The 22,614-nt window shown below is 47.5% G+C and carries 21 protein-coding genes, 1 other RNA gene and 1 pseudogene; 11 read left to right on the forward strand and 12 right to left on the reverse strand.

Annotated features, from left to right (window positions below; translation table 11 throughout):
• Nucleotides 1-88: 88 nt before the first annotated feature.
• Both OI18_RS08295 and OI18_RS08300 read right to left on the reverse strand, forming a co-directional pair.
• Complete coding sequence (locus tag OI18_RS08295; RefSeq protein ID WP_039139252.1) at nucleotides 89-1,021, reverse strand: DUF1338 domain-containing protein; 933 nt, start codon at nucleotides 1,019-1,021, stop codon at nucleotides 89-91.
• A gap of 10 nt (nucleotides 1,022-1,031) precedes the next feature.
• The gene (locus OI18_RS08300) at nucleotides 1,032-2,093 is read right to left on the reverse strand and encodes a saccharopine dehydrogenase family protein (RefSeq protein WP_039138918.1); all 1,062 of its coding nucleotides are present in this window, start codon (nucleotides 2,091-2,093) and stop codon (nucleotides 1,032-1,034) included.
• A gap of 357 nt (nucleotides 2,094-2,450) precedes the next feature.
• Between OI18_RS08300 and OI18_RS08305 the strand changes: the two genes are divergently transcribed.
• The 6 genes and pseudogenes from OI18_RS08305 (at nucleotide 2,451) to OI18_RS08330 (ending at nucleotide 6,368) form a co-directional block, all read left to right on the forward strand.
• Nucleotides 2,451-3,020 carry a YceD family protein gene (locus tag OI18_RS08305; protein ID WP_039139253.1) on the forward strand — a complete coding sequence of 190 codons (570 nt, stop codon included), beginning with the start codon at nucleotides 2,451-2,453 and terminating at the stop codon, nucleotides 3,018-3,020.
• A gap of 27 nt (nucleotides 3,021-3,047) precedes the next feature.
• Nucleotides 3,048-3,242: a 50S ribosomal protein L32 gene (rpmF, locus tag OI18_RS08310; protein ID WP_039138919.1), complete on the forward strand. Its 195-nt coding sequence runs from the start codon at nucleotides 3,048-3,050 to the stop codon at nucleotides 3,240-3,242.
• Nucleotides 3,243-3,275: 33 nt separating this feature from the next.
• Nucleotides 3,276-4,232: a phosphate acyltransferase PlsX gene (plsX, locus tag OI18_RS08315; protein ID WP_039138921.1), complete on the forward strand. Its 957-nt coding sequence runs from the start codon at nucleotides 3,276-3,278 to the stop codon at nucleotides 4,230-4,232.
• A 22-nt stretch (nucleotides 4,233-4,254) separates the two neighbouring features.
• On the forward strand, nucleotides 4,255-5,175 hold the full coding sequence (locus OI18_RS08320) for a CPBP family intramembrane glutamic endopeptidase (protein WP_039138922.1): 921 nt from the start codon (nucleotides 4,255-4,257) through the stop codon (nucleotides 5,173-5,175).
• A gap of 17 nt (nucleotides 5,176-5,192) precedes the next feature.
• Nucleotides 5,193-5,600: pseudogene (gene arfB / locus OI18_RS08325) on the forward strand (alternative ribosome rescue aminoacyl-tRNA hydrolase ArfB); the annotation flags it as partial.
• 66 nt (nucleotides 5,601-5,666) lie between these two features.
• The gene (locus OI18_RS08330) at nucleotides 5,667-6,368 is read left to right on the forward strand and encodes a YceI family protein (protein ID WP_052272999.1); all 702 of its coding nucleotides are present in this window, start codon (nucleotides 5,667-5,669) and stop codon (nucleotides 6,366-6,368) included.
• Nucleotides 6,369-6,383: 15 nt separating this feature from the next.
• Here OI18_RS08330 and OI18_RS08335 read toward each other — a convergent pair whose 3' ends face one another.
• Entirely contained in the window at nucleotides 6,384-7,994 is a 1,611-nt protein-coding gene (locus OI18_RS08335) for a PAS domain-containing sensor histidine kinase (RefSeq protein WP_052273000.1), read from the reverse strand.
• A 278-nt stretch (nucleotides 7,995-8,272) separates the two neighbouring features.
• On the opposite strand from OI18_RS08335, the gene OI18_RS08340 reads away from it, so the two are divergent.
• Nucleotides 8,273-9,370: a DNA alkylation repair protein gene (locus OI18_RS08340; RefSeq protein ID WP_039138925.1), complete on the forward strand. Its 1,098-nt coding sequence runs from the start codon at nucleotides 8,273-8,275 to the stop codon at nucleotides 9,368-9,370.
• A gap of 6 nt (nucleotides 9,371-9,376) precedes the next feature.
• Here the strand turns inward: OI18_RS08340 and rnpB are convergent.
• The 5 genes from rnpB to OI18_RS08360 all read right to left on the reverse strand — a co-directional run bounded on the left by rnpB (nucleotide 9,377) and on the right by OI18_RS08360 (nucleotide 14,838).
• An RNA gene (rnpB, locus tag OI18_RS23725) (RNase P RNA component class A) lies at nucleotides 9,377-9,752 on the reverse strand.
• A 20-nt stretch (nucleotides 9,753-9,772) separates the two neighbouring features.
• On the reverse strand, nucleotides 9,773-10,801 hold the full coding sequence (locus OI18_RS08345) for a Smr/MutS family protein (protein WP_039138927.1): 1,029 nt from the start codon (nucleotides 10,799-10,801) through the stop codon (nucleotides 9,773-9,775).
• 35 nt (nucleotides 10,802-10,836) lie between these two features.
• Nucleotides 10,837-12,513: an amino acid permease gene (locus tag OI18_RS08350; RefSeq protein WP_039138929.1), complete on the reverse strand. Its 1,677-nt coding sequence runs from the start codon at nucleotides 12,511-12,513 to the stop codon at nucleotides 10,837-10,839.
• Between the two features lie 59 nt (nucleotides 12,514-12,572).
• Nucleotides 12,573-13,538, reverse strand: a complete 966-nt coding sequence (locus OI18_RS08355; RefSeq protein ID WP_039138930.1) for a polyprenyl synthetase family protein — start codon at nucleotides 13,536-13,538, stop codon at nucleotides 12,573-12,575.
• A gap of 61 nt (nucleotides 13,539-13,599) precedes the next feature.
• Nucleotides 13,600-14,838: an MgtC/SapB family protein gene (locus tag OI18_RS08360; RefSeq protein ID WP_039138932.1), complete on the reverse strand. Its 1,239-nt coding sequence runs from the start codon at nucleotides 14,836-14,838 to the stop codon at nucleotides 13,600-13,602.
• Between the two features lie 39 nt (nucleotides 14,839-14,877).
• On the opposite strand from OI18_RS08360, the gene OI18_RS08365 reads away from it, so the two are divergent.
• Together OI18_RS08365 and OI18_RS08370 are read left to right on the forward strand one after the other, a co-directional pair.
• On the forward strand, nucleotides 14,878-15,939 hold the full coding sequence (locus tag OI18_RS08365; RefSeq protein ID WP_039138935.1) for an oxidoreductase: 1,062 nt from the start codon (nucleotides 14,878-14,880) through the stop codon (nucleotides 15,937-15,939).
• 131 nt (nucleotides 15,940-16,070) lie between these two features.
• Nucleotides 16,071-18,113 (forward strand): T9SS type B sorting domain-containing protein, encoded by a 2,043-nt coding sequence (locus tag OI18_RS08370; RefSeq protein ID WP_039138937.1) that lies wholly within the window; start codon nucleotides 16,071-16,073, stop codon nucleotides 18,111-18,113.
• Between the two features lie 2 nt (nucleotides 18,114-18,115).
• Here OI18_RS08370 and OI18_RS08375 read toward each other — a convergent pair whose 3' ends face one another.
• Nucleotides 18,116-18,280, reverse strand: coding sequence for a hypothetical protein (locus OI18_RS08375; protein WP_039138939.1), 165 nt, complete (start codon nucleotides 18,278-18,280; stop codon nucleotides 18,116-18,118).
• A 95-nt stretch (nucleotides 18,281-18,375) separates the two neighbouring features.
• Complete coding sequence (locus OI18_RS08380) at nucleotides 18,376-19,143, reverse strand: hypothetical protein (protein ID WP_039138942.1); 768 nt, start codon at nucleotides 19,141-19,143, stop codon at nucleotides 18,376-18,378.
• Nucleotides 19,144-19,289: 146 nt separating this feature from the next.
• Between OI18_RS08380 and OI18_RS08385 the strand changes: the two genes are divergently transcribed.
• Together OI18_RS08385 and OI18_RS08390 are read left to right on the forward strand one after the other, a co-directional pair.
• Nucleotides 19,290-19,580: a hypothetical protein gene (locus tag OI18_RS08385; protein WP_039138944.1), complete on the forward strand. Its 291-nt coding sequence runs from the start codon at nucleotides 19,290-19,292 to the stop codon at nucleotides 19,578-19,580.
• Between the two features lie 134 nt (nucleotides 19,581-19,714).
• Complete coding sequence (locus OI18_RS08390) at nucleotides 19,715-20,290, forward strand: hypothetical protein (RefSeq protein ID WP_039138945.1); 576 nt, start codon at nucleotides 19,715-19,717, stop codon at nucleotides 20,288-20,290.
• Here OI18_RS08390 and OI18_RS08395 read toward each other — a convergent pair.
• Together OI18_RS08395 and OI18_RS08400 are read right to left on the reverse strand one after the other, a co-directional pair.
• The gene (locus tag OI18_RS08395) at nucleotides 20,277-21,680 is read right to left on the reverse strand and encodes a c-type cytochrome domain-containing protein (RefSeq protein ID WP_039139256.1); all 1,404 of its coding nucleotides are present in this window, start codon (nucleotides 21,678-21,680) and stop codon (nucleotides 20,277-20,279) included. The two genes, OI18_RS08390 and OI18_RS08395, sit on opposite strands and share 14 nt — an antisense overlap.
• 17 nt (nucleotides 21,681-21,697) lie before the next feature.
• Nucleotides 21,698-22,525: a sugar phosphate isomerase/epimerase family protein gene (locus OI18_RS08400; protein WP_240312737.1), complete on the reverse strand. Its 828-nt coding sequence runs from the start codon at nucleotides 22,523-22,525 to the stop codon at nucleotides 21,698-21,700.
• Nucleotides 22,526-22,614 lie beyond the last annotated feature (89 nt).

The following is a 22,614-nucleotide window of genomic DNA, read 5'->3' on the forward strand; positions in this document are numbered from 1 at the left end:
CGAAATACGGGGACCCAATTGAAAAAGAAAAATTCAACATTCAAAAATGGGGTCCATTTCTGAATGTTGAATTCATTGACTTATTGACCTATTCGCTCTTATTCGTCTGGCTGCTGTAGGTGCTCTCGAAGATCTTGTCTGCATTTCCTGCCTCGAAGCCTTCCCTGCGGTGTTCGCGGCGGATCTCGGCTTTTGCGAGGGTCGAAAAGGCATCCAGCAGTTTTCGTTCGGCAAACTCTACATAGGAACCGGCTATCATCTGTTCTTCGCCCCCGGCGAAAGTGGCTTTAACCATCCTGGCTACTGTGGAAGATTGCGACAGCTTGCCATCGGGACTTGTTTTGATCTTGCCGCCGGCATCGTTCAGGACAAACCCGTTCGTTTCCAGGAAGGCATTGAAACCTTCGATGGTATTGTAACCTTCGGGCAGGTTATGAACGCTGATGGTGAAATGGTTCAGGTAATATCGGTTGTAAATCACCCATGCTGCGTATTCGCTTTCCCGGGCAAGCCGCTGGTAATCGTCCCAGGTGGGCAGCTTCCACAGACTGCTGTGTAAAAACCAGTCCACTTCCTTTGCGTCATCGAGGTGCAGTTCGGTAACAGGGTCGGTGCTTACTGTGTCGGTATAGCTGTAGATGATCTCCGCTGCTTCGGGCGACAGGTCCCTCACCCGCAGCTCACTGATAAAAATGCGGGGATATTGCGGGGCAGGCGGGGCATACCAGTATGCGTCAAGTTTTTTTTCGGGAAAGAAATAATGGTCGCGGCGTTCATAGCCGAAGTGAAGGAAGATCTTTTCCAGCGACTGGATTCCCAGTTGTGGAACGCCCATTGTGCGGAAAGCAATATGGTCGTTTTCGATTTCCGTCTCACTGCCGATAATGCCCTGCTTTACCATTGCATCCATGATAGCCTGTACATCGGGTACCCTTTCCTGGTAGCGACGCATCAGGCCACCCAGGATGAACTCCAGTCCTTCCCTGCTGCCTCTCGCTTTATCCTGTGGTACTGCTGACATCTGGAATGTTTTATTGGTGATTTGAATACAGTTTCCCGTTTTTGGTTTCCAGGAAGGATTCAAAAGAAATTTCCTCCTGTTTGATGAATCCCTGCTGCGGAAGTGTGCCATTTGCCACCATTTCCACAACGGCTGCCACGGAGGCGGCGGTGGTCCAGCTGATCGCGCGCCATTCCTTCCCACCTATCAGGATGGGATGATAGGCATGATAGAATTCTTCACGGGCGAGCTGGTCACCTTTCCAGCCTTCCACAACTGCATATACATAAACAACATCTTCCCGTACAGGAGGTTTGGCTTCGGTGAGGATCTGTTCAACCAGTTCCCTTTTTTCTTTCAGGATGAGTTCATAGAGCAGGAAGCGCATTAATCTTGCATGCCCGGGATAACGCATTGTTTTATAATTAAGCGTATCCACCTTGCCGGCGAGGGTTTCGCACATGGTACCCAGTCCACCGCTTGTGCTGAAGGCCTCGAATTCCTGTCCTTCGATATTGATCATTTCGATGCCTTCGAGTGAGGGCACCATTTTGCGTTCGCCATTATGGATCACTTCGGCGTCGTTGATGTATTCATTGATCACACCTGCAGGCGACCAGGTGAAGGAATATCCCATCAGTCCGTTCGGGTAACGAGGCAAAGCGCCCACCCTGAGTTCCACGTCGCGCAGCCGGGAAAAGCGCTTATAGAGGTCTGCACCTACAATGCCAATAAAACCGGGTGCCAGTCCGCACTGTGGTGCCATTGCCCCTTTCGAGGTTTTGGCCATTTCACGGATGGCTGCAGTGGTGGGTACATCCTCGGTAAGGTCGAAATAATGGATCCCGAGCTTATGGGCAGCCTGTGCCACGGGAAGGTTAAGATTATAGGGGAGACAGGAAACAACGGCATCCTGCCCGGATAAAAACGTTTCCAGGGCTGCAGTGTCCCTGATTGATCCTGTGGTTATTTCAAAGGGAACTTCAGCGGCAGGCTTAGACTGGTCAAAGCCGGTAACGGTGAAAATATCGCTCAGCAATGTCCCTACCAGGGAACCCACTTTGCCGAGACCGATTACAGCAACATGCTTCATGTTAAATAGAAGATTTAGTGTGTAAGTAATTAAGTATCAGTAAATGACGATGAGTTGGGTTCGTGCGGCAGTACGGGAATGACAAATGAAGTTGTCTGTATATTATTTGAGCAAGACAACGCCATGCCCCACCTGCAGAACCATATGTAACACATCCGGGCGGGCGGAAATCATGGCACGTTAGCACAGGCAGACCGTAAAAAGGCCAGGTAAGCGCCGAATATATTTACGTAAGCGTTCATGCCTGTGAAAACTGTATTTTTGAATTACGGTGTCGAAATTAAGTGTTTAGAACAAAAAAAAGGCTGGATTCCAATTATATTTTACTACCTTTGCCAACCTTTTAAAAAGGTACTCATGAACAGCAGACGGGAATTTGATATCGCTTTTGTGGGATTGAAACCCGGCATTCATTCTTTCGAGTATCATATTGAGGACAGGTTCTTTGAGCATTACCAGCAACAGGATTTCAAAAACATGGCGGCACATGTGAAGCTTACGCTCGATAAAAAGACGGGCTTTATGCTGCTGAAGTTTGAGATCGGCGGAAAAGTGGAAGTGACCTGCGACAGGTGTGGCAGTCCCTCCCTTCCCTGGACACTTTGGGACGAATTCAACATCGCAGTAAAGCTGGTAGAGAATCCTGAAGAAATGAACGACCAGGAGGAAGATCCTGATGTATATTATATATCAAGGGGAGAAAGCCACCTTCATGTTTCCGACTGGATCTATGAATTCATCCTGCTGAGCCTGCCGATGCAGAAGATGTGCGCTCCGGAAGAGATCGGTCAGCCTTTCTGTAATAAGGAAGCCCTGGAAATGCTTAAGAAATTGGGAAGCGGAGAGAACAGGGAACAGGAAAAAGGAGAAAACGTGAGGAACCCGCTCTGGAAAGGACTTGAGAAATTTAAGGATTTAGATAATTGATTTTTGTATTTAATAAACTGTTGAGATATGCCAAATCCGAAACGCAGACATTCACAGCAGCGTAGTGCCAAGAGAAGAACGCATTACAAAGCAGAAGCAACTACCCTGAGCACAGACAGCACTACTGGTGAACTGCATGTACGTCACCGCGCTCACGTGAGTGAAGGAAAATTGTTCTATAAGGGTAAGCTGGTAGCTGAGAAAGCTCCCATCAAAAAATAATTAACCAGGACACAATTTTATAGTTTGCCGGAGATGAAAATCGGTCTGGACATGATGGGTGGAGACTTTGCGCCGCTAGAAGCGGTGAAGGGTCTTCAGTTATTCCTGTCCAGTCAGGAAGAAGCTCCGGCAAATGTATTTTTGTTTGGTGATGAGGCGCAGGTTCGCCCGCTCCTCGAGGAACACCAGGTTCCGTTGGACAGGGTTACTGTCGTTCATACTCCCCAGGTGATCGGCATGCACGAACATCCGACGAAGGCCCTGAAGGAAAAGCAACAGTCATCCATTACCGTTGGATTCCATTTCCTGGCCAGTGGTAAAATAGACGCTTTCATCAGTGCCGGAAATACCGGGGCCATGCTTGTTGGCGCATGCTACAGCCTCAAGAGCATCGAAGGTGTTTTACGACCAACCATTTCCACAATTATCCCAAAGGAAGATGGTAAAACCGGGCTCCTGCTGGACGTTGGTCTTAATGCAGACTGCAAGCCTGAGAACCTCAACCAGTTCGCGTTGCTTGGCAGCCTTTATGCGAAGCATATCCTTGGCATTGAGCAACCACGTGTAGGTCTCATCAATATAGGTGAGGAAGAAGGTAAAGGAAACATCCTTGCCCAGGCCACTTATCCCCTGCTTAAAGAAAACAACCAGATCAATTTCGTCGGAAATGTGGAAGGCCGTGATGTGTTTATCGACAGCGCTGATGTAATGGTTTGTGAAGGATTTACCGGCAACATCATTCTAAAGCTTGCCGAGTCGCTGTATGATATTACCCAACGCAAATCCATCGAGCACGAATATTTTGACCGTTTCAACTTCGAGAATTACGGTGGTACCCCAGTGCTGGGCATCAACAAGCCTGTCATTATCGGGCATGGCATTTCTCATGCGAAAGCATTCAAAAACATGCTTTCCCTTTCTTCAAAAATGATCAACAGCAATCTGTTCGAACAAATGCAACAGGCATTTGCTCCTTCAGCCTTATCTTAGTATGATACTAGTGTAAGGTACATTGCAACAGATCCTCTCCTATCTCAACGAATTTTTACAACAGACCAACAAGGTTTACCTGCTTTGCTGTACCCTCTTTGCGGCCCTGCTTGTGGCAGCAAACTATAAGTGGGGCATCGAGACTAAAATGATCCAGGGAATAGCCAGCCGGACTGCCCGGTTCGGGGCCTTCTACCTGTTATATTTAACTGCATTTTCCGTTCCATACCTCATCTGTTTCCTGCTGGGTCAAAAACCCGGTCACCAAAACCTCGTCATTACAACTGTTCTTGTCGCACCAGCCATCTTTGCCATAAAAGTAACCGCCGGCGGATGGAATGAGCTGCTTCGATCAGCCTTTGCCGGTAGCACGGGAAGGATTATGGCCTTACTCGTGGACTGGCCGCTGCGGCTGGTTATAACCGTTAGCCTGTTATGGGTGCTGAAGAAGCTGATGTTTCCGGGAACTAACGAAGTTTATGGCCTTACCACCAGGAATTTCAGCTGGTGGCCTTACCTCCTGTTGCTTGCTTTCATGATACCCCTTGTTGCGTTTGCTGCAACCCGGCCCGATTTCCTGCATGCCTATCCGAAGGTGAAAGTACTGGACAGGATCTGTCCGCCTGCCGCACCTTTATGGCAGAAGCTGGTTTATGAACTTTCTTATGGAAGTGACTTTTTGACCATTGAACTATTCTTCCGCGGGTTCCTGGTCGTAGCGCTTTCCCGATATGTGGGGGCTGTTGCAATATTGCCAATGGCGGTCTTCTATTGTTCCATCCATTTCGGGAAGCCAATGCTTGAATGTATTTCATCTTATTTCGGCGGAATTATTCTTGGGGCTGTAGCCTGTTACTCCCAATCGATCTTCGGTGGCATCGTGGTGCACCTCGGCCTGGCATGGATGATGGAATTGGCTGCGGCATGGCGAAGCGGTCTTTAATTTGATAATATTGCCTGATGAAACCGGATATCTCAAAGGAAATCATGTTCAGGACCGCCCGAAGTGGTGGTAGTGGTGGCCAGAATGTGAATAAGGTTGAAACCATGGTCGAAGGAAGGTGGCATGTGAGCCAGACCATGCTGTTGGATACTCACCAGAAGCAACTGGTATCAGAAAAACTTTCTTCCCGTATAACAGCTGAAGGATTCCTGCTGGTAAAGTCGCAGACCGAGCGTACGCAACAGGGTAACAAGGCGATAGTAATCAAAAAGATGAACGCCCTGGTAGCACAGGCCCTGGTAAAAAAGAAAGCCAGGATAGCGACAAAACCGTCGCCCGGTTCAAAGGAAAACAGGCTGGACAACAAGAAACAGCAATCGGCAGTCAAGCAAAACCGGAGACGACTGAAGCCCGGCGAATTTTAAGGAACATTTTTTGCACCGCGAAGAGTAGCATTAACCATTTGTTTTTTATACCATTAAATAGTCAACATGAAAAACATCCGAATGTTAGCACTTCCCGCGTTGATAACCAGTTTTTTATTTTCCTGTACAAACGCCCCGGAAAGTGATAAGGCCAAAACCTCGGAGGCCAAAGAAGTAACTGAACAACCAACAACCGCCCTTAACCTGAATGTGGACACAACGGGTAGCAAAGTAGAATGGGTTGCCACTAAAGTGTCCGGCTACCATACAGGAACCATACCTGTTAAAAGCGGCGACCTGCAGGTGAATGGCACAGCTCTCAGCGGAGGAACAATTGTGCTTAATATGCAGGGAATAGTAGTTTCAGGGCCCCAGGGTTCCAAGCAGAAGGACAACGACAAACTTCTGAATCACCTGCGTTCCGGCGATTTTTTCGAGGTGGACAAATACCCGGAAGCCGTTTTCCAGATTACCGGCGTACAGGCATTTACAGGCCAGGTGAAAGATACGACTGATCCAAGGCAGGATGAGATCAGTGAGTACAAAGTGTCTGATCCCACTCACACCATCAGCGGCAACCTGACAATTAAAGGAGTAACCAAGAATGTTGAATTTCCCGCCCGCATCACCATCAATGGTGAATCAGTAGACGCACTTGCCAAGTTCAATGTGGATCGCAAACAATGGGGGATCGTTTATCCCGGCAAACCGGATGACCTGATCCGGGACGATATTCACCTGGGCATTGCTCTGAAGGCGCATAAGTGAAAATGATCAATGGATTTAAAGGGGCAGAATCACATAAAATGTTGCCCCTTTATTTTCTTCTGACTTCGCGTAAATGAGACCGTTATGATTTTTCACGATCTTGTTGCAAAGCGCAAGTCCGATTCCTGTTCCTTCATATTCGTGCTTCATATGCAGCCGTTGAAACAGGTCAAAAATGCTTTTTTCAAAAGCCGGGTCGAAGCCGATGCCGTTATCTGAGATCTCTATCCGGAAATACCGGCGTTCCGGGTTGAGTCCATAATTATTTAACTCCTCTTTCAACAGGTCTTCCGAGGTTATCGTGATCTGCGGTGGTATTTCGGCACGGGAGAATTTTAGCGCATTTCCCAAAAGATTGTAGAACAGCTGATTCATCTGCAATGCATAAGCCCTTACCACTGGCAGTTTGTCTATATGAATAGTTGCATTCTTCCTTTCGATCATCAGTTCCAGGTCCCCTGTTACATTTCTGACCACATCGTTCAGGTTGACAATCTCTTTTTCTTTTTCATTCCGTGTAATCCGCGAAAAATTAAGCAGGTCGCCGATCAATGCTGACATACGAAGCGCAGCGGCATTGATTTTTTCAATGCATTCCTTTGATTTCTGATCAACCTTGTCATACACCCTTTCTGAAAGAATATTTGTAAATGTCTGGATCTTTCTCAACGGCTCCTGGAGGTCATGGCTGGCAGTAAATGCGAACTGTTCCAGGTCGCGGTTTGAACTTTCCAGTTGCGAGTTGGATTCATGCAACTGTTTGGTGCGCATGGTAACGCGCAGGTCGAGTTCTTCGGAGAGATTGCGGAACTTCAATTCGCTTACTTTCAATTCATCGTGTAATTGTTTCTGTTCCGTAATGTCACGCGCAATCTTTGAAATCCCGATTACATTTCCCGAGCTGTCTTTCACCGGTGAGATGGTCAGCGAGATATCGATGATCTTTCCGTCTTTCCGCCTGCGTTTCGTTTCAAAGTGATCAACGTGGTTCCCTTTTTTCAGGGCACTGATGATTTCCGCTTCTTCGTATGCCCGGTCTGGTGGAATCAGGATGGTAATGGAGCGGCCGATTATTTCCTCTGCTGTATAACCGAAGATCTTCTCTGCAGCCTTATTCCAGCTCGTTACTATGCTGTCAAAATTCTTACTGATAATGGCGTCGTCGGAAGATTCAACGATTGCAATCAGGGTGGCGTTCTGGCTTTCTGTCTGCTTATGTTCCGAGATATCGTGGAGCATATTGAATGCGCCCGTGATATTTCCCTTCTCGTCAAAAATAGGCCGGGGGAAAGGAATAACATTTCTTCTTGAACCATCCGGTCTCTCGATGATTATTTCCCTCTCCTTTAAAATTACCCCGGTCTTTAACGCTATAGCCATGGGACAGGTATCCAATGACACCGGGCTGACACCATCAGTATCAAAAATTTTCCATGAACCGCACCACAGGTCTTTTCCGAGTTCGGGTGTGCGTCCCCAGAGGTTGACGGCAGCCTCGTTATACCGGGTGATATAACCGTTTTTATCACAGGAATAAATCGCAACCGGCAAATCATCCATGAACTGGTAGACCTCGGAAAAGTCGCGGTTCAAGGTGGTTCCAGGGTTAACTTCAGGTAGCGCCATAAATCTTAATCCTTTAGTTCACGTCAATAATCCATTCTGCTCAGGATGGGGAGGCAACGAGGAATATATTCCACGTTTGTTGCCACATTACACGATAAACCCGAGCCAGTTAACGGCTATTCGCCGCAGTAACCCAATGCTACGGCCGCGTATGTTGCTTTCCCATTACTATTGTTGGAACACATATAGTGCCGGAATATGCAGATTACTGCTGACATAGGGCTGTCACAGCCCCAGCATACCTTCACGCCAGTGAATTCATTAATCTTATTTTAATTATGTCATCACTTTTAAAAGACCTCTATTCGCCTGCATTCGTAGACCGGTTTGCTTCCATTATGGAAAAAACAAACCCGCAGTTTAAGCCTGCCCGCTTCAAGAAGAATGTCTTTCATAACGACTGGCACCAGATGGAACTGAAGCAGCGCATGAAACATATCGCAGGTGTCTTACACCAGTTTCTGCCACCGCAATACCCTGACGCGCTCAATGTCATCCGTTATACGATAGATGAATTAAAGGCCAACGACTTCACTGCAGCACTGGAATTCATGTTTTTCCCTCATTACATAGAGACCTATGGATTAAAGCATTTCGACGAATCGGTCGGGGCATTTGAAAAAATAACATCGTTCACGAGTTGCGAATTCGCAGTAAGGCCCTTCCTGTTAAATTATGGCGCGAGGATGATAGAGATCATGACCCAATGGTCAACTAACCAGGACCATCATGTGCGCAGGCTTGCTTCGGAAGGAATAAGACCACGGCTCCCCTGGGCTATCGCGTTACCGTTCCTGAAGAAAGATCCGACGCCCTTGCTTCCTATTCTCGAAAACCTGAAAAACGACCCTTCTGAATATGTGCGCCGGAGTGTAGCCAATAACCTCAATGATATTTCGCGCGACCATCCGCAGATTGTAATTGACCTGGCCAGGAAATGGAAAGGGAGCAATAAAACAACAGATGCAATCGTCCGTCATGGTACGCGGACATTGCTGAAGCAGGGAAACAGGGAGACACTTCAACTGTTTGGCTTAAATGGCTCTTCGGTGGAACTCCGGGAATTTTCACTTGCTGAAAATAATGTAAGCAATGGCGGTGACCTGCGGTTCTCTGTTTCATTCCGCAACACCGGCAGGAAAGCAAAAGTTATCAGGTTGGAATATGCTGTTTATTTTCTCCGGCAGAAAGGAAGGATCTCTAAAAAAGTCTTTAAGATCAGCGAACGCAGCTATGCTCCGGGGGAAGAAACTACAATTAACAGGAAGCAAAGTTTCAGACCAATTACCACACGCAGGTATTACTCCGGCCAGCACCAGGTATCAGTGATCATCAATGGAAAGGAATATGATCGACTGCCTTTTCACCTGGAATGAGGTAAAAAAATCTTCTCTCCTGTAAGCCGGATTCTGTCTCACCCGAAAGTGAGGGCTATCATTTATCTGGCCGTACCATTACTGGCACGATCTATCTGCCTACCCTCCGGTGTTGACAGTCGGGCTGTCATCGGGCGGGCAACCCTCTACCACCGGTATACATGGCATTTCAGCATACAAGGTTTACCCGTACCTGGCATTACTGCCGGGTACCGTAGGCTCTTACCCTACATTTTCACCTTTTCCTCGTTGGAGGTAGTCATTTTCTGTGGCACTGTCTGTAAGCGGTTACCCGCTTCCCGGCCGTTAGCCGGTGTATTGCCCTATGCTGTCCGGACTTTCCTCGACCTGCAGCGCAGTCCGCGATAGCCCGGAGAGAAGATCTGCAAAAGTAGGAAAATATCAGTACTGGAAATGGATCTCTGTAGCACCATAGCCATAGCTGGGATGGTACTGGTTGATGAAATATTTCACATTCTTCCGGTGACGCAGGATATCATGGATCTCATCACGAAGTCGTCCACTGCCGACACCATGAATAATAGTGAGCATTGGTTGATAATGAGCCAGAGAAAGTTCGTAGAACTTTTCAAATTCTTCTACCTGCAGGGTCAGGATCTCGTGGTTGCTCATGTTCTTCCAGTCGTCCGTCAACTTTTCAATGTGCAGGTCAACCACTGTACGGGCCGGCGGCAAATGCTGCCTTGCTTTCGAAGCCTCATACAATTTAAAGCCGGCTGCGGCAAGTTTGCCCAGCTCCACAATCTCTTCTTCCACTTTATCAGGATAGTCCTTGAACAACTGGTATGAAAATGTGGGCTCTCCTTTTTCCTGGATCTCCTGGATCTTCTTAAAGATCTGTTTCGGTTTAAGCTTCAGCGCCGCTTCAAAGTAAGGTGCCTTCTTTTTGTTTGCTGTAACCAGGGAAAATTCAAAATGAAAAGAAGGACTATCGTTCAGATCCCCAAACGGAATATCGTGCAGGTAAAAATCCTGGTAGGCGAGCACCTGGTTCTTTAATTCGAAGTCAGGGTTGCCAAAATACTTTACCTGGTAGGTGAACTGGTATCCTTCATCATTCTGGTTATGCAGGTGCACTTTAAGCAGGGTCACCACTTCATCACCAAATTCATCATTCTCAAATTTGGGAATGAAAGTGATCCAGGTTCCATTAGGCGGCCGTTTAGGTAACTGGCTGATCTTTTCCCTGGGAACCTGGTCAATAAAGGTTTTTGGCCGCTCCTTTTTTTCAGGAACAAGTTTTTGCTGGCTGAACCTTTTGAAATACGGGAAATCAAGCTGATCAGTGTAAGCGGGGAATTTCACACCCCTCACATCAACCATTACCATCTTGTCGTTGATGATATCAATCACTTCGGCGTCTTCATTGGTAATCCTGATGACTACCTTGTCTCCTACTTCGAATTTCATGCAGGCAAAGATAGCATGCTTTCACTTACTTCCCTTTATGCCCGGGCAAGCCTGCTGTTGCGATACCCGTAGAAGAAATAAATCATGAGTCCGAGTGCCATCCATACAAAGAATACCAGCCAGCTTTTTGCCGGGATTTCGATCATCAGGTACATACAGCAAAGCATACCCAGCACCGGGATGAGTGAATAATTACGGATGAAGGAAACAATTGCTATCAGCCAGGCGACAAACATGAACACCAGGAAGAGAATCTCCTGGTATCCCTCTGTACCGATGTTTCCAACAGCTTCGGTTAACCGATTCCAGGAAAGAATGGTGAAGAGAATTACCAGCACAGGGATAATAAACTTTCCGTTGATGTATGGAAGATTGAATTTACCTGGTGTACTGGCAACCCGCGGCAGCACCAATACGCCACCACAAACCAGCACAAAGGCGAAGAGCGTACCGATCGAAGTAAGGTCTGTCATCAGCTTATCGTCGGCAAACAACACGGGAATTCCTACCACAAAACCGGTAACAATAGTCGCAAATGAAGGCGTCTGAAAACGATGGTGAATTTTAGAAAATGATTTTGGAAGCAGTCCATCACGGCTCATGCTCATCCAGATCCTTGGCTGACCGATCTGGAAAACCAGCATCACACTGGTGGCTGCAATAACGGCACTGATGGAAATAAAGGTTCCCACCTTCTGCATGTTGATCTTGTCAAAAACAAAGGCAAGCGGGTCTGTTACGCCCTCAAAATCTTTATAGTTCACCATACCTGTAATAACCAGCGTGGTAATCACATAGATGACAGTGCAAAGGATCAGGCTGTTGATCATGCCGCGTGGCATGTCGCGTTGTGGATTGGCGCACTCCTCCGCTGTTGTCGAAATGGCATCAAACCCTATATAGGCAAAGAAAACTGCGGAAACTCCTTTGAGTACACCTGCCATTCCATTAGGCAAAAAAGGAGTCCAGTTACCAGTAAGGTCATCTGTAAAAATTATCCAGATTCCCACTGCTGCAATAAAAAGTAACACAACGATCTTTAATCCTACCATGAAATTGGCGGTGTTCTTACTCTCCCTGATACCGATATACGCAAGCATGGTGATAATGCAAACGATCAGGAATGCGGGCAGGTTCACGATCAGGGGAAAACCAAGCAGTTTCGGCGCATTTGTATAAATAAGATCACCGGTTGGTTGACCGGCTGCCAGTGCGGCTTCATATGCATGTTTTGCGGTCTCATAGCCTGTGGTAAGGTGAGCAGGCAGCGAGATATGAAACACATTTTCAAGGATATTATTGAAATAGGCGCTCCAGCTGATGGCCACTACAATATTACCAATGCTGTACTCGAGGATCAGTGCCCACCCCAGTATCCAGGCGATCAGTTCGCCAAAGGTCACATAAGAATAAGTATATGCACTACCGCTGACCGGAACCCGGCTTGCAAATTCAGCATAACAAAGTGCGGTAAACCCACAGGTTATGGCTGTGATAATAAAGAGAAAGATAACACCCGGTCCACCATTGAACGCTGCCGAACCGATCGTGGAAAAAATACCTGCGCCAATTACTGCTGCTACTCCCATCAGGGTCAGATCGCGCACATTGAGCACTTTTTTCATCCCCCCGATATGGCCGTCTGCCAGTCCCTGTTGATGATCACTGATTATTTTTTCAATCGATTTTTTACGGAAAAGCGAATTCGACATGCAGTTCGTTTAGTGCGCCAAGATAAATAATTAATTTCCACTACCAAGTTTTCGGGAACCTAGTACTCCCGCTTTACAAGAAACTCTGCGAGCAGGCGCAGTGGCTCCTTTCGTTTACTCACTACGGCGATTTCATCGAGGTGGTATAGGGCGTCATTGATGTATTTTTCCTTTAACTGTCTGGCCCAGTCATCCACTCCACATTGCCGGTAAATGGACAGCACCTTTTCGACTTTCCCAGGGTCAGCCGATCGCATTAACTCCTTCAGTTCCTGCGTGTGACTCTCATTGCAGCTTTCCAGGGCTTTGATAAGCAGGAAGGTCTTTTTGTTAGCGAGGATATCGCCCCCTACCTGTTTGCCGAACTTTTCCGGATCGCCAAAACAATCCAGGTAATCATCCTGCACCTGGAAGGCAATGCCCAGGTTACGGCCAAACTGGTAAATATGCTGCTGGTTGCCTTCACCGGCACCACCTAGAATGGCGCCCATTTTCAAACTCGCCGCAAGTAATACCGAGGTCTTCAGCTCAATCATATTCAAATAAGCGTCCATACCAACATGTTCCGACTTTTCAAAGTCCATGTCGATCTGTTGCCCTTCACATACCTGCTTCGCTGTGTTGTTAAACAGCCTGATGATCCGGTGAAAATGCTCCGACTTCACTTTATTGAGGTAATCGTACGCTACCACAAGCATTACATCACCCGCAAGCAGGGCGGTCGGCTCACCGTATTTTATGTGCACCGTTTCCATTCCACGGCGGAGGGGCGCCTTATCCATGATGTCGTCATGGATAAGCGTGAAATTATGGAACAGCTCAATTGCCGTGGCAACCTGCCATGTATCGGGATTGATGGTATCAAACAGCTCATTGCCCATCAGGGCACAAACCGGCCTGACGCGCTTTCCGCCGAGTGAAAGGAAATAATCTGCGGGTGCGTATAAAGATTGGGGTTGATCAGGAAAATGGGCTTGTTGAAAATGCGCTGCAAAATCTCTGGACAACTCTTCAAAAGAATGCATACTGTATCTGGCATTTAATGCGAGGGGCTAAATTAAAAGATTTTGCCAGAATGAGCGGACATTATTGCCAGACAAGCAGGATGGCGATTCCTGCGGCAAGCGCTATTCCGAATAGAAGGCATACCTGGCGCCCCAGTTTCCAGCCCCCGAGGACTGTTGCCATAGCCCCTTTGAACACCATGTTGGACAAGGCAGCAATGAGGATCAGTTTCCAGCCAAGGGTGGTATCAATGCTTTTGTTTTCGGCCATTTTTGCGGTTGACAGGGTGATCGCATCCATATCCGTAAGTCCGGACACGATTGCCACAACAAACAGTGCCCCCTGCCCGAATTGTGCTTTCACCCAGGCTGATGCAAAGCTGATAGCGGCATACAGGATCCCAAAAACAAGTGCGCTTTTGAGTTCAGCCGGGTTCTGCTGCTCAGGCAGTTCGCTTTTTTCCTTTGCATTCCGGATAAATAATAAAACTGTCAGGATTATCATCACCAGAAGTTCGGCCCCGATTGGAAACACCATTACACGGAATGACTGCGGTGCGACAATCCCAATTTCGATAAGCACCCTGATCACGGAAACAGCTGAGGCCGTTAGGATAACAAAGGCAGCAAGCCTTACGGTTTGCTCTGCTCCCCTGGCGCGGCGCGCAAAGGAAACTGTGGTTGCAGTGCTGGATATTAATCCCCCCAGTATCCCTCCCAGCAATGCACCTGCTTTTTCACCATAGATTTTATAAATGAAATAACCGGTCAGGCTGATGCCTACAATCAATACCACCATCAGCCAGATATCCCGCGGATTCAGGACGTCGAAGCGGTCGTATGACTTGTCCGGTAATACCGGCAGAATTACCAGTGAGATAAGAACAAACTGCATGATGGCCCGCTGGTCTTTGGCACCGAGTTTACTTACAAGTCCATGCAGCTCCGGCTTTGCATGCAATAATACTGCGACTACACCTGTTACTACCAGCGCAACCGGTAATGGTCCGAAAACCATATAAGCACCCACTGAATACATGAGAATGGCAGCCACTTCAGTGGTCATACCACTCATCTCCTTCTCCTGCCCTGTTTTCTGAAGATTGGCCATGATCATCATAGCAACGATACCTGCAAGGCCTGCAGCAATGGCAAGTATCCCCAGCTCATCCGCGAGTAACCCGCAGATGGTGCCGGTTAACGTGATCAATGGAAAGGTCCTTATCCCCGCAATGCGTGAATTGGAATATTCCCGCTGCATACCAACCAGCAATCCCAGTCCGAGTGATATGCCGAGTAACAGAAAAACATTATTTTCCATGCCTGAATCGTTTCAATTCATATACCAGCAAGTTAAACCATGGATGTTAAAACTATAAATGTCGGCATGATCGGATTTGGAATCGCCGGAAAGGTCTTTCATGCGCCGTTCATTGAAAATACCGAAGGAATGCATCTTGCGAAGATCAGTACTGCCAACAGGGAGTCGGCCGCATATGCGCATAGCCATTACCCTGAAGCTGAGGTAGTGCGCGATGCCCATGAGATCATTGATGATCCGGCAATTGACCTGGTTATAGTAGGTACACCGAACACTGCGCATTTCCCGCTGACCAAGGAATGCCTGATGGCCGGCAAACACGTTATAGTTGAAAAGCCATTCACGATTAATACCGGCGAGGCAGATGTTCTGATCGACCTGGCCCGCAAGAAAAACCTGGTTCTTACCATTCACCACAACCGAAGATTTGACAGCGATTTCCGCACGATCCAGAAAGTGATCAGCAGTGGTCTTCTTGGCAGGCTGGTTGAATATGAAGTACATTATGACCGTTATCGTCCAATGCTGAAAGCAAATGCCTGGCGCGAGGAAAACCTTCCGGGTTCAGGCATTCTGTATGACCTTGGCTCCCACCTGATCGACCAGGTGCTGGTATTATTCGGTAAGCCGGATGAAGTCCGGGCTGATATCCGCATCCAGCGGGAAGGTGCCAAAGCAATCGACAATTTTGACGTTATACTCTACTATCCCGGACTTAAGGTCATTCTAAAGGCCGGTATGCTGGTCAGGGATCCCGGGCCGCATTTCCTGCTCTGCGGCGACCTCGGCACTTTCACCAAATATGGGATGGATGTGCAGGAAAATGCCCTCAAAGCGGGCCAGATGCCAAAGGGTTCACCGGATTGGGGAAAGGAACCCGAGGAAATGTGGGGAAAGATAAAGACAGAACACAAGGGACTCCAGTTTTCAGGAATTGTAGAAAGCGAGGCAGGTAATTATACAGATTACTTTATCAATGTACGTGATGCCATTTGGGGGACTGCCGAACTGATCGTTAAGGCGGAACAGGCCAGGGACACGATCCAGATTATAGAACTGGCTATGCAGAGCAGCAGGGAAAAAAGGGCTGTGCAACTCTGACCTTCGTCTGCAGGTTTCAACGTAAAGAAAAGTACATTATCTTGGTGGCAAACCTTACCTATGCAAATATTGACTTTTCCAATCACTTTGTTAATTCTCTTCTCAGGTTTGAGTGTTGAATCTGGCCAGAAATGAATTCCTTGAAATATTCGTTCCCGGTTTTGATCTGCTGCATACTGGCCCTGCCGGATGTCTTTGCCGGCGATAGCAGCTCACACCGGGCAAATTGCACTCGGAAAATTGATTTTTCTTTCGAGCCGGATCTTTGTCTCCCCTCGCAGTACCGGTTCCATATAGAGTCAGGGGACCTGGCAGCAATAACCTGGGACTTTGGCAGCCTGGGAACCATTATTAACCAGGCAACGCCGGTGTTTGATTTTAAATCATACGGTAATACATATGAGGTAACCCTGACTGTTACAGATAAGAATGGTTGTACCGGAACCCTCACAAAACAGATTACTCCGCAACTCTTAATTGCACCAAATCCAACCCGAATTTTCGATACTTCCATCTGCACCGGGCAATCAGTTATCCTGAGTGCGCCGAAGTCATGGGCTTATTGCTGGTCAGCTTCGCCCAATATCTACAACAGGTTCATCCAGTCACCTTTGGTGGACCCGGCTGTAACCACTACCTATTTTTTTAACAGGTACGAAGCCGGAAACAACCTTATTGTAAACGGTGATTTCACTGACGGGAATACAGGATTTATTTCCGACTACCACTTAACATCAACCGGAAACAGTCCGGGCAGCGCCAGCGCAGGCACGGAGCCGCATATCTGGGGAACAGGAATGGAAGGCTGTATCGGCAACGGTGTAAATGACCTGATGCTGATGGTTAAAGGCCATACCGTTCCTGGCCAAAAGGTCTGGTCCCAAAAAATTCCGGTTCAACAAAATATCGGATATGTATTCCGATTCAACGCACAATCACTGCAACTGTTAAGTCCCGCCCGTCTACAGGTTTATTTTAATGGCCTGCCATTAGGAAGAAGTATCCAGTTAACCCGGGTGCCCTGCAGCCCGGAGAATATTTCACTGTATTGGAATTCAGGAGATCTTTCCAATGTGGAAATTTCAATTGTAAATGAAGTTACCAGCCAGGCAGGAAACAGCTTTGGGGTGGATGACATTTCCTTTTCCACTTTCACGATCGTACGGGACTCTGCTCGCGTGACCGTATCTCCCGCTCCTGGTGTAAGTGCGGGCAGTGATACCAGTATCTGTTATGGAAGCAGTTTCCGGTTGAATGCAAAAGCAGAAGTTGGTAATACCCTGCAATGGATCGCCGGAGCTGGATTATCGGACCCCCTGTCACCAGACCCGGTTGTTTCGCCAACCGTTACAACGGAATATGTTATTAGTGCGGCTAACCCATCTGGTTGTGCCGTTACCGATACGGTAAAAGTGGCCGTAAAGCCGCCGGCCGATTTTCGTGTAACGCCGGAAAATATTATCGTATGCAAAGGGGAAAGTATTGAGCTGAAAGCCCAGGGAGCGGACAGTTATGAATGGTTTATTGATCAAACGAAGATTGGAACGAACAGCATGGTCCAACTCAATCCGGAAGGGGTCACGGCAGTCGAGGTTAACCTGGTAGATTCAGTTTGCAATCAGTTCAAAAATATCGTTATCCCTATAACGGTATTACCAGTACCGCAAATAACCATATCCAAATCAAATGATGTAAGCTGCCAGGTAACCGAATCAAAGATTTCCGGCAGTGGCGCTACGAAATACCGGTGGCTACCCCATTCCTCGATAACTGAAAACAATGGCGGCGAAATAGTGGTCGCACCACAGGAAGCCACTACATACTACCTGGAAGGGACTGGGGCAAACGGCTGTACGACCATGGATTCAATCCGGGTGGCACTGGACCTTTCTGATAAAATGCTCGCATTTCAGCTGGCGAATGCTTTCAGTCCGAACGGGGATTCGAAAAATGATTGTTTTGGTACCATTCATTGGGGGAAGCTGAACCAATACAGGCTTACAGTCTGGAACAACCTTGGACAGGTAGTCTTCTTAACGCAAACGCAGACAAAGTGCTGGGATGGTTCCTTCCGGGGGAAAGCACAGCCGGCCGGAACTTATGTATACCAAGTGCAGGGCAACTCTGCCTGTGGGATCATAAATAAGAGAGGTGTTGTAATACTGATGCGCTAAGTCTATTTCGACCCGCGGCCAACGAGCCAGATTATCAGGGCAATGATGCCGATAACTGCGAGTACTCCTACCCAGACGCCAGCTTCGAAAATGTCACCGATTACAGAGCAACCACTAAAAGTTACGAGGAAAAATACAAGGAAAAGGATGACTGAATTGTTTCCCATTGCATGTCATTTTCCAGGATATAAAAAAAACCGGGCCAGCCCGGTTTTTTAAATTTATGATCGGTTGAATGTTTCCCTGTATCGATTAATACCCATTATTCGTATTGGAACTTCAGCTGTGCAGAGCCATCATTTGAAGTGAGCACATAGCCTTTGTCATCGTACGTGTACTGGTTGGTAATGGTGCGGTCCATTTCCGTTCCCGTAAAATCATAATGAGCCGACAACAGTTCGTTCTTTGCCGCGAACTGCAGTGAAAAGCCCGCATGATCCAGGATGAAGGGAGAAATCACCGGGAAAACAGGCTTCTTATTTCCGAAAGTAAAGGTTGCAGTGTAGAAATTATCACCTGCTGTGGCCACCCTGGTAAGGTTACCGTTGGTGTAGGTCAGGTCGAAATCTGCTTCCAGCTCCGATTGGGTCATATTAAGGTGAATTCTTGTTACCACGCCATTCTGAACCGTATAAGTCAGCACGTCATCTTCGATCAGTTCATCAGGCTCTCCGGCATGGTGCTGCCAGCTTTTGAAAGTGCCGGAAACCGGTTTACCATTCGCATAGGCATAGGTGTAAACGTTCACGAACTCTTCGTCCATTTCTTCCACTTTAACAAGATTGTCCCCATCGTAGGTGAATTTCGTAGATTCTTTACCGTTCGTACTGATAACTGAGGTAGCCCGCTTTTTAGAGTCGTAAGAAAACTGGTAGGTAGTTTGTACGCCATCTTCCGTTTTGATCATTTTCTTTAGAAGCTTTGCGTTAGATCCGCCGTTTGATCCGCCTCCTGGAGCATCGTCGTCTTTGCTGCAGGATGAAATGACAAGAACAGTTAACGACAGCAGGAGCATTGAAATTTTTTTCATAAATGAAGGTTTGAATAGTGAGTTATGGCCGCAATATTACTTGCGCATAATCACATCAACACCTGCGAAGTGACTGAATTGAACATTTTACTAACTGAATTGGATTAATTGCGTATAACCATGTAATTTACCCGCAAAATCCGCAGATGAATACCTTGTTCAAACTCTTCATATTCCTTGGGCTGGTTGCCTGTGTAGCATATTTTACCAAACCAACGGAAGCGAATATCCGCAAAGAAGTGCGCGAACATTTTATTGCAAAGGCTGATACCGGTCCAAAAGGTTCGACAAGGGAATTTATTGCCGGCGGACTGGCAAAGCTGGCTGCGGAAAAATCGATCAGCATAAAAGATCATGTGGTTTACCGCGAGGTGAAACACAAAATAACCGGAGATGTTACTGCAATAGCCGTTTTTGGCCAGGTGTTCTTCCTGTAACGCCGATTCTTCCTGTTTTAGCTGCTTTCTTCAATTCAGACTGAAAATCCTTCAGTTCACGCAATGCGTTATTGCCGCGGGACTTTCCGCGTGCGAACTTTGCCCTGCAATTATCAGAACTATTAAACCTTATTATGAAAAAGTTTTTTCTAACCCTTGCGGGCAGACTGGTGCTGGCAGTATTTCTGCTGCTGGCAACAGGATGCAGCAAATCAGACAATGCGGAGCCGGCCAGAGCTGAGATTCCTTTGGGAGGAAAAGCGCCAGATGAATACCTCGAGATCCGCATAAACGGTGGCAGCTGGATCAGCCTTGATGGCCTTGCAGCCAATTCTGCACCACACCAATTCGGCATAAGCAGCAATTCAGGATCGTCCATGTTTAACATCAACTGGCCTGGCGGCGAAGGCTATTTCCGGTGGAGTGACACCGGGAATGTTCCGGCACGAATAAATTTTGCTTACTTCCTTCCCGACAACACTTACTACGTTTCCGGCTTCAGGTCGAATAATGAATCAAAGGAAACGAGTGGCGGGTTGCTGAATATTAAATCAATCGGCAAGGAAGGTGACGAAGTGAGTGGTTCCTTTGTGATCGGACCTGCAGGGCGATTTGATTCAGGCACAGGCAAACACCTGGAGAACGTGATTATCGAAGGACGGTTCAACCTTAAACTGGTAAAAATGTATCGCTCTGCTAGGGAAGCCTGATCACTGTTGTATCACCAGGCAGCATGGGCAATGAATAATTTCCAGAATCAAGTGCAACATCGGGAAATGCACGCAGCAATGCCGGCCAGTCGGCATTGCTTATTTCTGTTTGATAGAGATAAAGATGCCTGAGATGCTTCAGTTCCCTGAGTACCTGAATTCCTGAATATGTTACCCGCGTATTTACAATATTCAACGACCTGAGATTTTTAAGCGAACGGAGGTGAATGATACTTTGATCCGTCAGGGTTGTATTACTTAACTGCAAACGCCTGAGTAAAGTGTCCCTGCCAATGAGACGGAAGGCGCTGTCGCTCAGCCGGGCTCCATCCAGTTTAAGCCAGACAAGCTGACCTTTCAATGATTCGAGCAAGCTGATTATACTGTCTGTTGTGGAAGACGCCGTTACAAAATTCGCTGAAAGGTAATTACTGTTTTGGGCCACCGGCACTATCATTACCCCGGCTTTTTTCAACCTGTTTACGATCTCTGAAGGTGCAGGTTCTACCGGTACCGCAGGCAGATCATCGTTGATCACCGGCCCGGCTGTTGTTCCTGATTGAAGGGCGGCCAATACAGGTTGTATTCCGGAAGTCATGGCCAACTGGTTCACCTTACTGTCGAATGGAGCTCCGTTAGTTACCCACCAATGAAGAAAAGCGAGCTCTTCCGGCGTCAGCTGGGCACGTTCTTTTGGCGGCATGTGCTTTTTTGCATCAATGGGCAGCATCAACCTTTTGATCATTTCGCTTTCGTCGGGGTTGCTGTCCGATATTATCTTCCCATCTTCACCACCTTTGAGGATAAGTCCGGGCTGGTCGAGCCGCAGTTTGCCTTTTTGTTTGTTTGTACCATGACAGTTGTAACAGCGTGCTTCCAGGAGCGGTTGTACAATATCGTTATAAACATGGGCTTCCTGCACTTGCGGAATTGGCGGTAGTGCGGGGCCTGTGTCCACTACGTTACCGAAAGATGCCGATAAATAATCCTCACCATGAGTTAGTGAGCCTCCCAGGTGGCCGGTTGTAGCGACGAGGACTACCAGCAGCGCACTTATCCAGGCAGTAAGTTTTGGATTCAGTCTTCGCTTATATGTAATGTATAAAGCTATACTTATTACGGCAGTGCCAATTCCCAGCCATCTATGCCTGGTGATCAGAGCCTGGTCATAATCTGCCCCCTGGGAAAGTAACAGTCCGCTTATACAGGAAACAATAGCAGCAAGCATTCCCCAAAAGATCATCACAGGGACTGCAGGTTGTAATGAAGGAGATTTTCCAATCGTTGCAACGAGCCTGAAAATGGAAGCCATCAATAAAATGCCAATGGGAAAATGTACCAGCATGGGATGCAGGTGACCAACAAATTCCGTAATTGACAGTATTGTCATAGGGCTTGCTGTATCTTTTACTGGTATCTTTTTCGCAACAATTGCATCATGTGCACGTTGATTGCCCATTGGTCTGACAAAGCCTGGCGCGTGTATGGCAAAGTAGGCATATAGTCGGCCGGACCAAACTCGGTAAGGAAGGTCATTCGTTCGCCGGTTTTCTTTTTGCGGTCGACGACCTTGTCCCACCACCCGAAATGCTGTGACACAGCTTCATTCCATTCAGGTGCGCGCGGGTCATTTACCTGGGGCCCTTCGGCATGGCCGATCCGTGCATGGATATGTTCTACTTTGTCAAGCGCCATGGACACAGTTTCCTGTTGGTCCGCAAGCAGGCTTTCGTGGACATTGCACCAATGCGACACATCGAACGTAAGTTTCAGTTCGGGAAGTTTCTCTATGAACTGGCGGCAGATGTTTGCAGCAAACATCATTCTTCCCCTGTGAGTTTCGTGGCAGATCGGGATCCCGGTTTTCTTCGACTGTGCAATGGTATGCTCTATAAACATGCGGTTCTGGTCAAAAGAAAAGAAGTCCTTCCCCGAATGGCAATTGACATACAGCGGTTTCCTGAAGCGGTTTTCAGAAGCGGCATCAACTGCAGAACGAAAGGTATTAAAGTGTTCACGGGGATCGGTTTGCCATCCGGCGCAAAGAAATCCTACCTGCAGGTTGTGCTTTTCAAGTGCAGCAAACAATTCCTGTTGCGCCTTCTGGTCATCACCCGGCCACCAGATTTCAATTCCGTCATAACCTTCTTTTTTTGCAGCTGCGCAAAACTGGTCGGTAGTTCCTTCAAAGCCCCAGTTGGTTGCCAGGACTATAAGTTCATACGTTTTATTCATGTGAGCGTTTAAAATTGGCGTAGCAAAACTATCCAGCGACGAAAGCATAAGGCCCAGCGAAGCGGAAGATGCGGATCCGATAAAAGTTC

It is taken from the genome of Flavihumibacter solisilvae (assembly GCF_000814475.1).
In the GTDB taxonomy this organism is placed as follows: domain Bacteria; phylum Bacteroidota; class Bacteroidia; order Chitinophagales; family Chitinophagaceae; genus Flavihumibacter; species Flavihumibacter solisilvae.

Excerpts from the sequence above, each read along its gene's own strand:
- OI18_RS08295 (WP_039139252.1), bottom strand. The coding sequence starts at position 1,021 with ATGTCAGCAGTACCACAGGATAAAGCGAGAGGCAGCAGGGAAGGACTG.
- OI18_RS08300 (WP_039138918.1), bottom strand. The coding sequence starts at position 2,093 with ATGAAGCATGTTGCTGTAATCGGTCTCGGCAAAGTGGGTTCCCTGGTA.
- OI18_RS08305 (WP_039139253.1), top strand. The coding sequence starts at position 2,451 with ATGAACAGCAGACGGGAATTTGATATCGCTTTTGTGGGATTGAAACCC.
- rpmF (WP_039138919.1), top strand. The coding sequence starts at position 3,048 with ATGCCAAATCCGAAACGCAGACATTCACAGCAGCGTAGTGCCAAGAGA.
- plsX (WP_039138921.1), top strand. The coding sequence starts at position 3,276 with ATGAAAATCGGTCTGGACATGATGGGTGGAGACTTTGCGCCGCTAGAA.
- OI18_RS08330 (WP_052272999.1), top strand. The coding sequence starts at position 5,667 with ATGAAAAACATCCGAATGTTAGCACTTCCCGCGTTGATAACCAGTTTT.
- OI18_RS08335 (WP_052273000.1), bottom strand. The coding sequence starts at position 7,994 with ATGGCGCTACCTGAAGTTAACCCTGGAACCACCTTGAACCGCGACTTT.
- OI18_RS08340 (WP_039138925.1), top strand. The coding sequence starts at position 8,273 with ATGTCATCACTTTTAAAAGACCTCTATTCGCCTGCATTCGTAGACCGG.
- OI18_RS08345 (WP_039138927.1), bottom strand. The coding sequence starts at position 10,801 with ATGAAATTCGAAGTAGGAGACAAGGTAGTCATCAGGATTACCAATGAA.
- OI18_RS08350 (WP_039138929.1), bottom strand. The coding sequence starts at position 12,513 with ATGTCGAATTCGCTTTTCCGTAAAAAATCGATTGAAAAAATAATCAGT.
- OI18_RS08355 (WP_039138930.1), bottom strand. The coding sequence starts at position 13,538 with ATGCATTCTTTTGAAGAGTTGTCCAGAGATTTTGCAGCGCATTTTCAA.
- OI18_RS08360 (WP_039138932.1), bottom strand. The coding sequence starts at position 14,838 with ATGGAAAATAATGTTTTTCTGTTACTCGGCATATCACTCGGACTGGGA.
- OI18_RS08365 (WP_039138935.1), top strand. The coding sequence starts at position 14,878 with ATGGATGTTAAAACTATAAATGTCGGCATGATCGGATTTGGAATCGCC.
- OI18_RS08370 (WP_039138937.1), top strand. The coding sequence starts at position 16,071 with ATGAATTCCTTGAAATATTCGTTCCCGGTTTTGATCTGCTGCATACTG.
- OI18_RS08375 (WP_039138939.1), bottom strand. The coding sequence starts at position 18,280 with ATGGGAAACAATTCAGTCATCCTTTTCCTTGTATTTTTCCTCGTAACT.
- OI18_RS08380 (WP_039138942.1), bottom strand. The coding sequence starts at position 19,143 with ATGAAAAAAATTTCAATGCTCCTGCTGTCGTTAACTGTTCTTGTCATT.
- OI18_RS08385 (WP_039138944.1), top strand. The coding sequence starts at position 19,290 with ATGAATACCTTGTTCAAACTCTTCATATTCCTTGGGCTGGTTGCCTGT.
- OI18_RS08390 (WP_039138945.1), top strand. The coding sequence starts at position 19,715 with ATGAAAAAGTTTTTTCTAACCCTTGCGGGCAGACTGGTGCTGGCAGTA.
- OI18_RS08395 (WP_039139256.1), bottom strand. The coding sequence starts at position 21,680 with ATGACAATACTGTCAATTACGGAATTTGTTGGTCACCTGCATCCCATG.
- OI18_RS08400 (WP_240312737.1), bottom strand. The coding sequence starts at position 22,525 with ATGAATAAAACGTATGAACTTATAGTCCTGGCAACCAACTGGGGCTTT.